The organism is Pseudomonas sp. UYIF39 (genome assembly GCF_029963765.1).
Taxonomy (GTDB): domain Bacteria; phylum Pseudomonadota; class Gammaproteobacteria; order Pseudomonadales; family Pseudomonadaceae; genus Aquipseudomonas.
Genome location: NZ_JALBYU010000018.1, coordinates 70,279 through 83,728, shown reverse-complemented (window position 1 = coordinate 83,728; position 13,450 = coordinate 70,279). Strand labels below are relative to the sequence as shown.

The following is a 13,450-nucleotide window of genomic DNA, read 5'->3' as shown; positions in this document are numbered from 1 at the left end:
CCTCCCGTGCGCCAGCGTTATTTAGCCTTGCTCAGCGTGTTTGCCAGCCTTCCTGCGATGGCGCTCACTTTCCAGACCCGTCTGGAGAGCATCGAGTGGACGGTCGAAGGAGACAAGTTCGAGTGCCGCCTGGCTCAGCCGATCACCGATTTTGGTTCGGGCGAATTCGTGCGTCGCGCTGGCGAGCAAGCGACGTTCCGTCTGAAGGCCTATAACTCGATGATCGGCGGCGGTTCGGCCACCTTGTTGGCGGCGGCTGCGCCCTGGCAGCCGGGGCGTGGCGACATCAACCTTGGTTCTGTGCGAATCGGCAGTGGCAATGTGTTGTTCAACAGTTCGCAAGTTCAGGCAGGCCGCTTGATCAGCGGCCTGATGGATGGCCGCAGTCCGGTGGTTCGACATTACTCGGGCGATGGCCGGGTGTCGGAAGTGCGTCTGTTGCCAGTCAAGTTCAGCAAGGCATTTAACGACTATCAGGGCTGCGTGGCGAAGCTGCTGCCGAAGAATTTCGAGCAGGTTAAGCAATCGCAGATCGGCTTCCCCGGCGAAGTCATCGATCTCGACGCGCAGGCCAAGGCGCAATTACAGGTGATGCTGGAGTTCATGAGGGCTGATCCGACGGTCAACCACATCGAGCTCGATGGCCACTCCGATAACAGCGGCAACCGCCTGACCAATCGTGATCTGTCGCGGCGTCGGGCCCTGGCCGTCATGGAGTTCTTCAAGGCCAACGGCATTCAGGAATCGCAGATCACCGTGCGCTTTCACGGCGAGCGTTATCCATTGGCGCCCAATACCAATTCCGCCAACCGGGCAAAGAACCGTCGGGTCAATGTGCACCTTGCGCGTGTTGCGCCCACCGAAAAGCCGGCCCCTCAGGCCACTGCATCGGCGAGCGCCGCGTCGACCTCCTGAACCCGCTGTTATCGTCGCTCACTCGACATAATCTGTCGCTTCGTCGTCATAAGCTGTCGCGCCTCTGTAAATTGTCCTGCATGACCGGTAGACTTGACGGCTTTCCGTAGAACCCCGTGGAGTGATGGCATGGCGGACGTAAACAAGGTCGTTCTGGCGTATTCCGGCGGCCTGGACACTTCGGTGATCCTCAAGTGGCTGCAGGATACTTATAACTGTGAAGTCGTGACCTTCACCGCTGACCTGGGTCAGGGCGAAGAGGTCGAACCTGCACGCGCCAAGGCACAGGCCATGGGCGTGAAAGAGATCTACATCGACGACTTGCGCGAAGAATTCGTGCGCGATTTCGTTTTCCCGATGTTCCGCGCCAACACCGTTTACGAAGGCGAGTACCTGTTGGGTACTTCCATCGCTCGTCCGTTGATCGCCAAACGCCTGATCGAAATCGCCAACGAAACCGGTGCTGACGCCATTTCCCACGGCGCCACCGGCAAGGGCAACGACCAGGTTCGTTTCGAACTGGGCGCCTACGCCTTGAAGCCAGGCGTGAAAGTGATTGCTCCGTGGCGCGAATGGGACCTGCTCTCCCGTGAAAAGCTGATGGATTATGCTGAAAAGCACAACATCCCGATCGAGCGTCACGGCAAGAAAAAATCCCCGTACTCGATGGATGCCAACCTGCTGCACATCTCCTATGAAGGCGGCGTGCTGGAAGACACCTGGACCGAGCACGAAGAAGACATGTGGAAATGGACCGTCTCCCCGGAAAAGGCTCCAGACAAGGCGCAGTACCTGGAACTGACCTACCGCAACGGCGACATCGTCGCACTGGACGGCGTCGAAATGACCCCGGCTACCGTGCTGGCGACCTTGAACCGTATCGGTGGCGAACACGGTATCGGCCGTCTCGACATCGTCGAGAACCGTTACGTGGGCATGAAGTCCCGTGGCTGTTACGAAACCCCAGGTGGCACCATCATGCTGCGCGCCCACCGTGCGATCGAATCGATCACCCTGGACCGCGAAGTGGCTCACCTCAAAGACGAGCTGATGCCTAAATACGCCAGCCTGATCTACACCGGTTACTGGTGGAGCCCTGAGCGTCTGATGCTGCAACAGATGATCGATGCATCCCAGGCCCACGTGAACGGCGTTGTGCGCCTGAAGCTGTACAAGGGCAACGTGATCGTCACCGGTCGCAAGTCCGACGAATCGTTGTTCGATGCCAACATCGCGACCTTCGAAGAGGATGGCGGCGCCTACAACCAGGCCGACGCGGCGGGCTTCATCAAGCTCAACGCCTTGCGCATGCGCATTGCGGCGAACAAAGGCCGGAAGCTTTTCTGAGACCTTTGAAGCTTTAGTGGAACCACGGTAGTAGAGTTGTGGCCTTGTCGGTGACAAGGCCACAATTTCTGAATAGGGGGAATTTTCCTGCCGGACATCGTGTTATCAGCGCTCTTTTTGTATCTGTAATACCTTCCTTCTGTTTCCTCTCTCTGAATGCTCTTCAAGCGTTACCTGCTGCGTGTCAGGTAAAAAGAGTGATCAAGAATCGTCAGACCGCGTGAATTCAAATTGTAAGCAATGCAGAGCGTTGGACTGTTGCGATTCTTTGCCTGTTTTGATTGCTTGCTTGCGCTTTCCTTGAGTAGTGCCTCCGAATCGGTACAGGTGAGAAATACGATCACTTGTGCAGGGCTTCCCTGTGGGTGTCGGTTTTTTTCAATCCAGGCACCGAATTCCATTTTCTTGTTTAGCCACTGCGCATCGACGATGTGCAGGTTTTTTAGCGGCTCGGTCAGGCAAACGTACTGTAGAACCGAGAGGCCCGTCTGAATGCCGATCCGGGCGGGAGGGTCCTTCAGGTTATCGGGCCGCTGACCGCGTTCAGCGTTGTCCATCACTTTTACAAAATGCTTTCCCTTGCCGTAATCGGATGGCGCGTACAGCGACCGGTAGTTGAAGTTAAGTGTGGCGAAGAAAAGAAAAAGCAAATAAAAAGGAAAACTGATCAGGAACCAGACATAGAGTTCCCGCTCCTTATTGTCGAGAAAGGGCAATGATACGGCGGCCGATGTTTCAGAAATAGCGGCGAATATTGCAATGACTGTCATGGGGTTGAGGATTTTTTTCTTTGATTTGATCATGTTTTTTTGCTCATGGGGATATTGTTTTTTCTCTATTGGTTGATATTTCCGGTTTTCATTTTAATAACTAAGTGGTCGGTGTTTGTATTAGTGCAGCGCTCCTTTTGAGTTTTAGATTTCGAAGGTTTGATAGTAACGGTATTGAGTGTTTCGCGGGTACCTCTGTTGTTGAGTTTTAGGGGGTGATGGATTGAGTTTGTTTTTTAAGTGTTGCCTAGTGTGATTTTTTATTACAACTTTGATATGCGGTCTTTGTGGTATGGGATGTCAAGTGGTAAATATCAGTTACTTTTAAGGGTAGCTCAATAGTCGGTGTTCGTTGGATCGCTTGCGACGAACCCTGTTATTTGGTTTTCTGGTTGTAAATAGAAACAAAAAAACTGCGGATAATCGAAACATTTTCAGGTTGATAAAGTTTTTACCCCTCCGGTATTTTTGGAAATTTGTAAGACGATTCTTTAATGTCCGTAGGAAATGTCTCTTGGTGTGGGTGGCCGAGGGGGGCGTCATGCCATGGGTGAAACGACTAGGCTATCGTGCGGGCTCTAAAAATTCGAACAGCGAAAATTGGACTTGCCCATGAATAAAGTGCTGATCGTGGATGATCACCCTGTCATTCGTCTTGCGGTACGTATGCTAATGGAGCGTCACGGCTACGAGGTTATTGCAGAGACAGATAATGGCGTGGATGCGTTGCAACTTGCCCGTGAGCATATGCCGGATATTGTCATCCTTGATATTGGAATACCAAAACTTGATGGGCTGGAAGTTATTGCGCGTCTGACATCGACAGCAATGCCCATGAAAGTACTGATACTAACTTCCCAGGCACCCGGGCATTTCTCTATGCGTTGCATGCAATCAGGTGCCGCCGGATATGTTTGCAAGCAACAGGACCTCACTGAGTTGCTCAGTGCAATAAAGGCAGTATTGTCGGGCTACAGTTACTTTCCGAATCAAGCGTTGCATACCGTACGTTCCAGTTTGGGGAACGCCAGTGAAGCCGATATGGTGGATCGTCTGTCGGGACGGGAAATGATGGTTTTGCAACAATTGGCCCGAGGCAAGACCAACAAGGAGATCGCCGATGGAATGTTCCTCAGCAATAAAACTGTCAGTACTTACAAGACTCGTCTGTTGTTGAAACTCAATGCCCGCTCCCTGGTCGACCTGATCGAATTGGCTCAACGCAATGGTCTGGTGTGACTGCCCCAGCGTTTGACGAGGCGCGATAAGCAGGGGGCATCAGGCGGCACTAAGTAAAAAGCCTCCGTTTCGGGAGGCTTTTAGGTGTCATAGGTCAAAATCGTAATCGGCCAATTGCTTTTGCAGTCGGCGCTCCTCCAACAGATTGTCGATGGTACGGCGTTTGCTCAGGTTGGTCTTCGCCACTTCAACCACCGGTTCAGCATCATCAGCCTCAACAGGGGTGAAGTCGTCTTCTACGTCCAATTGCTCTTTGCCAGTGCTCATAGTGTTACTCCAGGCTAAGGCTGCCTTTGGCGCTCCTTATATCGATAATCTCCCAGCGGGTAAAAAAGATTTTTTCAATCGATAAATCGAAAAACCTAATAGCGCCTCAATCGTCCGACGTCTTTTGCTTGTATTCGCACAAGTCTTCGATCCGACAACTGCCGCAACGAGGCTTGCGGGCCAGGCAAACGTAGCGCCCGTGGAGGATCAGCCAGTGATGGGAGTCGAGCAAATATTCCTTCGGCACGAACTTCATCAGTTTTTTCTCAACCTCCACTACATCTTTACCTGGAGCGATGCCGGTACGGTTGCTGACCCGGAAAATATGCGTGTCCACGGCCATGGTCAGCTGACGGAACGCGGTGTTGAGCACTACGTTGGCGGTCTTGCGGCCGACGCCGGGTAACGCTTCCAGCTCTTCACGGGTTTGCGGCACTTCACCTCCATGACGTTCCACCAGTAATCGACAGGTCTCGATCACGTTTTTCGCTTTGCTGTTGAACAGGCCGATGGTCTTGATGTATTCCGACAAGCCTTCGACACCCAGGGCGTAAATCGCCGCTGGCGTATTGGCCACCGGGTAGAGTTTGGCGGTGGCCTTGTTGACGCCGACATCGGTCGACTGCGCCGAGAGAATCACGGATATCAGCAATTCGAACGGCGAGGAATAGGCCAGTTCGGTCTTCGGTTCCGGGTTGTCTTCGTGAAATCGGCGAAAAATTTCCAGACGTTTTGCGGCATTCATGGGCAGTGCGTTTCCTCGAAGGCGGTCAGTGAGAGGGCGTCGAGCGGGTCCAGGCCTGACGTGCGGCGATCAGCAGTCCCAGCAGAATGAATCCACCAGGGGCCAGGGTGGCCAGGCGCAAGCCACCGTCGGCGGTCAGTACCCAGCCTTGCCAGTCCGCTTGCGCAGTGCCAGCCAGCCATGGCAGATGGCTGCCGAGTGTCCCGCTGCCGATGAGTTCGCGCAGCAAGCCAAGGCCCGCCATCAACGCGCCGAACAGGCCACACAGGCGCAGACGCTCGCGCCAGGAGCTCTGGAAAAAACCGGTGTGTTCCAGCACAACACATTGCAAGGCAATCAATCCTGCATAGAGCCCTACATGTTGGTGCCATTGCAGCGACCAGACTTGCGCGGCGAGTTCCGTGCAGCTGGTCAGTGTGGCCGCCAGCAGGACGCTGGCAAGCAAACGTGTCGCCGGGACAAGTCGGGGTCGCAAGGCGCCCACGCTCACTCCAAAGGCACTGATCACCACGATGAACATCAGCCACAAGCCCAGGGCGGTCACCAAAGAATCCGTGGCGCCGATCAGTGGCGCAAGCATCAGTGAATTCTGCAGCGTCGATGACTTATTCATGAGCGCTGCTCCCGATCAACTGTTGCTGATGTTCGTCGAAATAGCGCAACGCGTCATGGATGGCGTTGATGACCGCTCTCGAAGTAATGGTCGCCCCCGCTATTTGATCGAATTGCCCCTGATCCTTTTTCAAGGCCCAGCCATTGTCGGCAGGTTCGGTTCGGGACTTTCCGGAAAAAGCCTGAAGCCAGGCATTGGGCCAGTCGGCGAGTCGTCCGCCCAGCCCAGGTGTTTCCGATTGCTTGAGCGTTTTGACGCCCAGCACCTTGCCGTTTGCGCCGATGGCGATCAGCAATTCGATGGAACCCTCGTAACCCAGGGTCTGGCTGCGCAGCAACACGGCGCTGGGTTGGCCAGTCTTGGTCGCCAGGTAGCCACCTAGCAGCGTGCTGTTGGCCAATCCAGTGCTTTCGAGGGCGAGCGGCTGTTCCAGCGGCTGATTGTCGTAGCTTTCAGCCAGGAGCAGGTCCAGCAGGTTACGACTGTCGATCAGGCGCTGTTCGGCCGCAATGCGCGGCGCGCTGGTGTGTTGCACGAGGTAAGTCGCGCCAATCCCCAGGCCTGCCAGCAACACCAGGATCACAACGCTCGACGATCGGCTCATGGCGCACCTCGTTCCAGTCTAGAGGTGGCAAACCGCTCCAGCGCCGGCACACAGAGGTTCATCAACAGCACGGCAAAGGCTACGCCGTCCGGATAACCACCCCAGGTACGAATCAGGTACGTCAGCAGCCCGACGCCCGCGCCGAACAACAGTCGCGCGCCGGGGCTTTTTGCGCCGGACACCGGTTCCGTGACGATGAAGAATGCACCCAGCATGCTCGCGCCAGTGAGCAGATGAAACAGCGGCGAGCCATGGGAGTCGGAGCCCGAGCCGTTCCAGCACAGCAGGCTGATGATGAACAGGCTGGCGAGCATGCCGACCGGCGCATGCCAGCTGAACACCCGTCGTTGCAGCAGAAACGCGCCGCCCGCCAGAAAGGCCAGGTTGACCCATTCCATGCCTCGGCCACCGAAATGACCGAACGCCGGGTTAGCGGCAAACAGTTCGTCCATGGTCAGGCTTTTGTTGATCCGCAGGCTGTCCAGCGCCGTGGCCTGGACCCAGGCATCTGGCGTCTGCCCGAGGCTGAACCCGAACACCTGCTGCAAGCCTGCGATCAGGTCCAGTCCATGGGATGACGGCCAGTGGGTCATCTGTTGGGGAAAGGTCACCAGCACCAGGGCGAAGCCCAGCATTGCCGGGTTGAACGGGTTCTTGCCAACGCCGCCATACAGGTGTTTGCCGAACACCATCGCGAACGCCGCGGCACAGAGCGTCAGCCACCACGGGCAATAAGGCGGCAAGGCCAGCGCCAACAGCGTCGCGCTGACCAGTGCGCTGCCGTCGCTCAAGGTCGGCTTGAGCGCTCGCTTGCGTAAGCGCAACACGGTCGCTTCAACGGCCAGTGCGGTAACACCCGTCAGAATCAGGTTGATCAACACGCCCCAGCCATACAGCCAGAAAAACACCAGCATTCCCGGCACGGTAGCCAGCAATACCAGCTTCATGGCCTGCTGAAGGCGCTCGTCGACCGATTCAAGGGGCGGCATAGGCATCCACCTGACACTCGGCTTCATTCACCGCGAGTTCCAGGGCTTCGATCTGCTCAGCCGACGCTTCGCTGGCTTGGGCTTTCTTGAGTTCGGCGCGGCGCATGGCCAACTGGATCTTTGCCCGATTCAACTGCGCATTTTTCGCCGGAACGACGGGGGGCGCGGCTGGCGGTGCAGTACTTTCCAGTGTCGCCAATGCCTGTTCGGCAACCTCGAACTGCTGTTGCAAGACGATCAGTTGCGACTGCTGTTCGAAGGTCGGCGGATGCCCGAACGCCTTGAGTGACTTGTTCAACTGCGCCCGACTCATCGCCAGATCGATCTTGGCCTTTTTCAACGCCGCATCCGCATTGGCTGCCTTCTGTGCGCGGACTCGCTCAAGAGCGGCCTGAACCGGGTCGAGTGTCGCTACCTCGCTGTGCTGGACGGCGCGCTGGGCTCGGGCCTGACGTTCGGCGATTTTCTGTTCTTCTTCGCGATACAGGCGAGCGTTGCGCTGTTCAAATCGGCGCCGAGCATGATTGCGCTTGGCCGCCCGGGCACGTTGCTCCTCAAGGCTAAACGCCAGACCGCCGACAATCGGCAGCACCGTGGCCAGCGGCAATGGCCGCATCTCGATGCAATCCACCGGGCAGGGCGCTACGCACAGGTCGCAACCAGTACATTCATCGACGATCACCGTGTGCATCAATTTCGCCGCGCCGACAATGGCATCCACCGGGCAGGCCTGGATGCACTTGGTGCAGCCAATGCACTCCGCTTCACGAATGTAGGCGATCTGCGCCGGGGCAGAACCGCGACTGATGTCCAGTTCCAGCACCGGCACTTTCAACAGCTCGGCCAGGGCGGCGATGGTTTCACTGCCGCCCGGCGGGCACTTGTTGATCGGTTCGCCGCTGGCAATGCCTTCGGCGTACGGTTTGCATCCGGGGTGGCCGCACTTGCCGCATTGGGTCTGCGGCAAGAGGGCGTCGATGCGTTGAATCAGACTCATGTTTTGATCAGTCCGCTGAATCCGAGAAAGGCCACTGCAATCAGTCCGGCGCCGATCAGGTCGATCGGCAGGCCGCGAAAGGGCAGGGGGATATCATTTTCGATGGTGCGTTGGCGCAAGTCGCTGAACAGGCTCAGTACCAACCAGAAACCCAGGCCGGCCCCCAGGCTCAGGGCCATGGCGTGGAAGAAGCCTTTGTCGTCCTGAGCATTGAGCAGCGTCAAGGCGAGTACGCCGGCGTTGCTCAGCAGCAGGGGCCAGAGGCCATCGAACGCAAGCTTTGGAAGTAACCGGGAAAGCATTTTCAGCAGCGGGCCAATCAGCAGAACGCTTAATGGCAGGAACACGAAAAGGCGCAGCGACGTCAGTTCCTGCGGGACCAGCAACCAACGGTAGGCCGAGTAGCCCAGCGTGCCGACGATCAGCATCAAGCACGTCGTCGCAAGACCCAACGCGTGGACCTGTCGATGCTCGTTGCCCAGCAGCGGATCGACGCCCAGCGGCCAGTGCAACACGAGGTTGTTGATCAGGGCAGCGCTGATAAGCGTAAGAACAATTTCGGTCATGATCGTGCCGGCAAGAACGGGGCTTTTTAACGGAACGGTCTAAAAAGCTTAGGCATTATCCGGCAAGGACGGAGGGTGGGCCAGACATGAAAATCCCACAGTCGCGTCGGGCACGACTGTGGGATCGGTTTACTGCAGAACCTTACTTGATGCGCTGACCCGGCTTGGCACCGCTGTCAGGGCTGAGCAGGTAGATTTCTTCACCGCCAGGGCCGGCCGCCATCACCATGCCTTCGGAGATACCGAACTTCATTTTCCGTGGCTTGAGGTTGGCGATCATCATGGTCAGACGACCATTGAGCTTGGACGGGTCCGGATAAGCGCTCTTGATCCCGGAGAACACGTTGCGTTGCTCGTCACCGATGTCCAGGGTCAGGCGCAGCAGTTTGTCGGCACCTTCCACGTGTTCGGCCTTGAGAATCAGGGCGACGCGCAGGTCGACAGCGGCAAAGGCATCGAACTCGATTTCCGGTGACAGCGGATCCTTGGCCAGTTCGCCATTGCCGGCAGGTGCAGCGTCGCCGGTGTCGGTAGCGCTGGCGGTCAGGTCTTCTTTCGAGGCGTCGCTCATGGCTTGCACTTTTACCGGGTCGATACGGGTCATCAACGGTTTGAACTCGTTCAGCTGATGGTTGCTGAGCAAAGTAGCGTGGTCGTTCCAGGTCAGCGGCGCGACGTTCAGGAACGCCTCGGCGTCGGCGGCCAGCAGCGGCAGCACCGGTTTGAGGAAGATCACCAACTGGCGGAACAGGTTGACGCCCAGGGCGCAGATGGCCTGGACTTCGTCTTGCTTGCCTTCCTGTTTGTTCAGCGACCACGGCGCCTTGTCGGCGATCCAGGCATTGGCACGGTCGGCCAGGCCCATGATTTCGCGCATGGCACGGGCGAAGTCGCGAGCCTCGTAGGCCTCGGCAATGCTCGGCGCTGCGGCGAGGAACGCTTCGGTCAGTTCCGGCGCGGCATTACCTGCCACCAGCACACCGGCGTTGCCTTTGTGGATGAAACCGGCGCAACGGCTGGCGATGTTGACGACTTTGCCGACCAGGTCGGAGTTGACCTTCTGCACGAAGTCTTCGAGGTTCAGGTCCAGGTCGTCGACGCCACGGCTCAGCTTGGCTGCGTAGTAGTAGCGCAGGTATTCCGGCGACAGGTGGTCCAGATAGGTTCGGGCCTTGATGAAGGTGCCGCGGGATTTGGACATTTTCTGACCGTTGACGGTCAGGTAACCGTGCACGTTGATGCCGGTCGGTTTACGGAAACCGGCGCCTTCGAGCATGGCTGGCCAGAACAGGGCGTGGAAGTTGACGATGTCCTTGCCGATGAAATGGTACAGCTCGGCGGTGGAGTCCTTGCCCCAGAACGCGTCGAAATCAAGTGTAGGCGTGCGGTCGCAGAGGTTCTTGAAGCTGGCCATGTAGCCGATCGGCGCGTCCAGCCAGACGTAGAAGTATTTGCCTGGCTCGTCGGGGATTTCGAAGCCGAAGTACGGCGCATCACGGGAGATGTCCCACTGTTGCAGGCCGGCGTCCAGCCATTCGGCGATTTTGTTCGCCACGGCTTCTTGCAGGGTGCCGCTGCGGGTCCAGGCTTGCAGCATTTCCTGGAAGTCCGGCAGCTTGAAGAAGAAGTGCTGGGAATCCTTGAGCACCGGAGTGGCGCCGGAGATTGCCGACTTCGGATCCTTCAGGTCGGTCGGCGCATAGGTCGCACCGCATTTTTCGCAGTTGTCGCCGTATTGGTCTTCGGTGCCGCATTTCGGGCAAGTGCCCTTGATGAACCGGTCGGCCAGGAACATTTTCTTTTCCGGGTCGAAGTACTGAGTGATCGAGCGCGTGGCAATGTGCCCGGCGTCGCGCAGCTTCAGGTAGATCTGGCTCGACAGCTCACGGTTTTCTTCGGCGTGAGTGGAGTGGAAGTTGTCGAAGTCCACCAGGAACTCGGCAAAGTCGGCGCTGTGTTCAGCCTGGACGTTGGCGATCAGCTGTTCCGGGGTGATGCCTTCCTTTTCCGCGCGCAGCATGATCGCCGAACCGTGGGCGTCGTCGGCGCAGACATAAATGCATTGATTGCCGCGGTGCTTCTGGAAGCGCACCCACATATCGGTCTGGATGTATTCCAGCATGTGGCCAAGATGGATCGAACCATTGGCATAGGGCAGGGCGCTGGTGACGAGGATCTTGCGTGGCTCGGACATGGGGCTCGGCTACTTGATGAAACGGAGGTCGGCCACTATAAAGCGCCGGCGCATATTTTTCACCCCGTGAGCCTGTTTCGATCTACGACAACCGCCAACCGGCGTCGGGCTCCCTCGCCACAAATGTGTGTCCGGCGTAGGATACTCGCCTGATTTTCCAGTCTTGCTATCGGAGTTGCCCATGAGCGCCGTCAATCGCGCAGCGGTGGAAGCCGTCCTTCGCCAATACACCGACCCTTATCTGAACCAGGACCCGGTCAGCGCCGGGTGCGTACGCGGCATCGACATTCAGGGTGATCGCGTCAGCGTCCAGCTGGAGCTGGGTTACGCTGCCGGCCTGTTCAAGAGTGGCTGGGCGCAGTTGTTGCAAATGGCCATTGAAGGGCTGGACGGCGTGACCATCGCGCGCGTCGAGATCACCAGTGTCATTGCCGCGCACAAGGCTCAAGCGCAGATCCCGGGTCTGGCCAACGTCAAGAACGTGGTGGCCGTGGCGTCCGGCAAGGGCGGTGTGGGCAAATCAACCACCGCCGCCAACCTGGCCCTGGCCCTGGCCCGCGAAGGCGCCAAGGTCGGGATTCTCGACGCGGACATTTACGGACCGAGCCAGGGCATCATGTTCGGCATCCCTGAAGGCACCCGGCCCAAGGTCAAGGATCAGAAGTGGTTTGTTCCGATCGAGTCCCATGGTGTCGAAGTCATGTCCATGGCGTTTCTGACCGACGACAACACGCCGATGGTCTGGCGCGGGCCGATGGTTTCCGGCGCCTTGTTGCAACTGGTCACTCAGACAGCCTGGGGCGATCTGGATTACCTGGTCATCGACATGCCACCAGGCACCGGCGACATCCAACTGACCCTGGCGCAGAAAGTCCCGGTGGCCGGCGCGGTGATCGTTACCACGCCGCAAGATCTGGCATTGCTGGACGCACGCAAGGGCGTGGAGATGTTCCGCAAGGTCAACATTCCGGTGTTGGGCGTGGTGGAAAACATGGCCGTGCACATCTGCTCCAACTGCGGGCATGCCGAGCATCTGTTCGGTGAGGGCGGTGGTGTGAAGCTGGCCAACCAGTACGGCGTCGAACTGCTGGCTTCGTTGCCGCTGGCGATGGCCATCCGCGAACAGGCCGATGGCGGCAAGCCAACGGTGATCGCCGAGCCTGACAGCCCGATTGCGATGGTTTACCAGGAACTGGCCCGCCATGTCGGCGCGCGGATTGTGTTGCAGGAAGCGGTATCGCCTGCGATGCCGAACATCACGATCAGCGACGATTAATCTGCGTCGACTGTTAAAAGATCGCAGCCTCGCTTCGCTCGACAGCTCCTACACATGGGTTTTGCATTCACCTGTAGGAGCTGTCGAGCGAAGCGAGGCTGCGATCTTTTGATCTTGCTTTAGATCCGCAACCCGCCATCCAACTCCAGAATTCGACCGGTGAAGTAGTCGTTCTCGAAAATGTACGCCGCCGAATGGGCGATCTCATCAGGCTTGCCCATGCACTTGAGTGGAATCGCGGACGTTATCTTCTCCAGCGCCTCAGGCTTCATGCTCAGCGTCATTTCGGTTTCGATAAAGCCCGGTGCAATGCCTGCCACACGAATACCGTAGCGTGCCAATTCCTTCGCCCAGGTCACGGTCATCGCGGCGACACCGGCCTTGGCGGCGGAATAGTTGGTCTGGCCGGCGTTGCCAGCACGAGAGATCGACGAGATATTAATGATCGCGCCGCTGTTGTTCAGCTCGATCATTTTGGCCGCAACTTCACGGGTGCACAGGAATACGCCGGTCAGATTGACGTCGATGACCGATTGCCACTGGGCGAGGCTCATCTTGGTCATCTCGCCGTCCTTGACCTTGATCAGCAAGCCATCGCGCAGGATCCCGGCGTTGTTGATCAGGCCATGGATCGCGCCGAAGTCCTCGGCAACCTGGGCGGCCATGTGGGTTACTTGCTCTTCATTGGCGACGTTGCACAGATAAGCGCGAGCCTCGACGCCTTTAGCCTTGCAAGCGGCTACGGTGTCGTCGAGTTTTTCCTGGTTCAGGTCCACCAGCGCCAGCTTCGCGCCTTTACCGGCGAAATACTCGGCCATGGAACGGCCCAAACCCTGGCAACCGCCAGTGATAATGATTACTTTGTCAGTGAGTTGCATTCGCATGCCCCAATAGCAGGTCAGAGGGAGTGGTTTCCTTTTAGAGAGTA

Annotated in this window: 14 protein-coding genes; 4 read left to right on the top strand and 10 right to left on the bottom strand. The window is 57.7% G+C overall.

Annotated features, from left to right (window positions below; genetic code table 11):
* Window positions 1-6 precede the first annotated feature (6 nt).
* Both MO767_RS21820 and MO767_RS21815 read left to right on the top strand, forming a co-directional pair.
* Window positions 7-915, top strand: a complete 909-nt coding sequence (locus MO767_RS21820; protein ID WP_282482187.1) for an OmpA family protein — start codon at window positions 7-9, stop codon at window positions 913-915.
* Window positions 916-1,044: 129 nt separating this feature from the next.
* Window positions 1,045-2,262, top strand: a complete 1,218-nt coding sequence (locus MO767_RS21815) for an argininosuccinate synthase (protein WP_007898502.1) — start codon at window positions 1,045-1,047, stop codon at window positions 2,260-2,262.
* Window positions 2,263-2,432: 170 nt separating this feature from the next.
* Here MO767_RS21815 and MO767_RS21810 read toward each other — a convergent pair whose 3' ends face one another.
* Complete coding sequence (locus MO767_RS21810; RefSeq protein WP_282482186.1) at window positions 2,433-3,065, bottom strand: hypothetical protein; 633 nt, start codon at window positions 3,063-3,065, stop codon at window positions 2,433-2,435.
* Window positions 3,066-3,644: 579 nt separating this feature from the next.
* On the opposite strand from MO767_RS21810, the gene MO767_RS21805 reads away from it, so the two are divergent.
* Entirely contained in the window at window positions 3,645-4,271 is a 627-nt protein-coding gene (locus tag MO767_RS21805) for a response regulator transcription factor (protein ID WP_008155570.1), read from the top strand.
* Window positions 4,272-4,358: 87 nt separating this feature from the next.
* On the opposite strand, the gene MO767_RS21800 is transcribed toward MO767_RS21805, so the two are convergent.
* The 8 genes from MO767_RS21800 to metG all read right to left on the bottom strand — a co-directional run bounded on the left by MO767_RS21800 (window position 4,359) and on the right by metG (window position 11,246).
* Window positions 4,359-4,538 carry a hypothetical protein gene (locus tag MO767_RS21800; RefSeq protein ID WP_007898493.1) on the bottom strand — a complete coding sequence of 60 codons (180 nt, stop codon included), beginning with the start codon at window positions 4,536-4,538 and terminating at the stop codon, window positions 4,359-4,361.
* A 106-nt stretch (window positions 4,539-4,644) separates the two neighbouring features.
* Window positions 4,645-5,283, bottom strand: coding sequence for an endonuclease III (gene nth / locus MO767_RS21795; protein WP_282482185.1), 639 nt, complete (start codon window positions 5,281-5,283; stop codon window positions 4,645-4,647).
* Between the two features lie 25 nt (window positions 5,284-5,308).
* Complete coding sequence (locus MO767_RS21790; RefSeq protein WP_282482184.1) at window positions 5,309-5,896, bottom strand: Rnf-Nqr domain containing protein; 588 nt, start codon at window positions 5,894-5,896, stop codon at window positions 5,309-5,311.
* Window positions 5,889-6,500, bottom strand: coding sequence for an RnfABCDGE type electron transport complex subunit G (locus MO767_RS21785; RefSeq protein ID WP_282482183.1), 612 nt, complete (start codon window positions 6,498-6,500; stop codon window positions 5,889-5,891). Before MO767_RS21785 ends, MO767_RS21790 begins: the two co-directional genes overlap by 8 nt.
* A complete protein-coding gene (locus MO767_RS21780) occupies window positions 6,497-7,489 on the bottom strand; it encodes an RnfABCDGE type electron transport complex subunit D (protein WP_282482182.1) in 993 nt (330 codons plus the stop codon). Before MO767_RS21780 ends, MO767_RS21785 begins: the two co-directional genes overlap by 4 nt.
* Window positions 7,476-8,486, bottom strand: a complete 1,011-nt coding sequence (rsxB, locus tag MO767_RS21775) for an electron transport complex subunit RsxB (protein WP_282482181.1) — start codon at window positions 8,484-8,486, stop codon at window positions 7,476-7,478. Before rsxB ends, MO767_RS21780 begins: the two co-directional genes overlap by 14 nt.
* Entirely contained in the window at window positions 8,483-9,052 is a 570-nt protein-coding gene (locus MO767_RS21770) for an Rnf-Nqr domain containing protein (RefSeq protein ID WP_282482180.1), read from the bottom strand. Before MO767_RS21770 ends, rsxB begins: the two co-directional genes overlap by 4 nt.
* A 142-nt stretch (window positions 9,053-9,194) precedes the next feature.
* Window positions 9,195-11,246, bottom strand: a complete 2,052-nt coding sequence (metG, locus tag MO767_RS21765; protein WP_095132521.1) for a methionine--tRNA ligase — start codon at window positions 11,244-11,246, stop codon at window positions 9,195-9,197.
* A 181-nt stretch (window positions 11,247-11,427) separates the two neighbouring features.
* Between metG and apbC the strand changes: the two genes are divergently transcribed.
* Window positions 11,428-12,522, top strand: coding sequence for an iron-sulfur cluster carrier protein ApbC (gene apbC / locus MO767_RS21760; RefSeq protein WP_282482179.1), 1,095 nt, complete (start codon window positions 11,428-11,430; stop codon window positions 12,520-12,522).
* 119 nt (window positions 12,523-12,641) lie between these two features.
* Here apbC and MO767_RS21755 read toward each other — a convergent pair whose 3' ends face one another.
* Window positions 12,642-13,400, bottom strand: coding sequence for an SDR family oxidoreductase (locus MO767_RS21755; protein WP_282482178.1), 759 nt, complete (start codon window positions 13,398-13,400; stop codon window positions 12,642-12,644).
* Window positions 13,401-13,450 lie beyond the last annotated feature (50 nt).

Coding starts and splice junctions, on each gene's coding strand:
- apbC (WP_282482179.1), top strand. CDS start 11,428: ATGAGCGCCGTCAATCGCGCAGCGGTGGAAGCCGTCCTTCGCCAATAC.
- nth (WP_282482185.1), bottom strand. CDS start 5,283: ATGAATGCCGCAAAACGTCTGGAAATTTTTCGCCGATTTCACGAAGAC.
- MO767_RS21800 (WP_007898493.1), bottom strand. CDS start 4,538: ATGAGCACTGGCAAAGAGCAATTGGACGTAGAAGACGACTTCACCCCT.
- MO767_RS21810 (WP_282482186.1), bottom strand. CDS start 3,065: ATGATCAAATCAAAGAAAAAAATCCTCAACCCCATGACAGTCATTGCA.
- MO767_RS21815 (WP_007898502.1), top strand. CDS start 1,045: ATGGCGGACGTAAACAAGGTCGTTCTGGCGTATTCCGGCGGCCTGGAC.
- MO767_RS21805 (WP_008155570.1), top strand. CDS start 3,645: ATGAATAAAGTGCTGATCGTGGATGATCACCCTGTCATTCGTCTTGCG.
- MO767_RS21785 (WP_282482183.1), bottom strand. CDS start 6,500: ATGAGCCGATCGTCGAGCGTTGTGATCCTGGTGTTGCTGGCAGGCCTG.
- rsxB (WP_282482181.1), bottom strand. CDS start 8,486: ATGAGTCTGATTCAACGCATCGACGCCCTCTTGCCGCAGACCCAATGC.
- MO767_RS21780 (WP_282482182.1), bottom strand. CDS start 7,489: ATGCCGCCCCTTGAATCGGTCGACGAGCGCCTTCAGCAGGCCATGAAG.
- MO767_RS21790 (WP_282482184.1), bottom strand. CDS start 5,896: ATGAATAAGTCATCGACGCTGCAGAATTCACTGATGCTTGCGCCACTG.
- MO767_RS21755 (WP_282482178.1), bottom strand. CDS start 13,400: ATGCAACTCACTGACAAAGTAATCATTATCACTGGCGGTTGCCAGGGT.
- metG (WP_095132521.1), bottom strand. CDS start 11,246: ATGTCCGAGCCACGCAAGATCCTCGTCACCAGCGCCCTGCCCTATGCC.
- MO767_RS21770 (WP_282482180.1), bottom strand. CDS start 9,052: ATGACCGAAATTGTTCTTACGCTTATCAGCGCTGCCCTGATCAACAAC.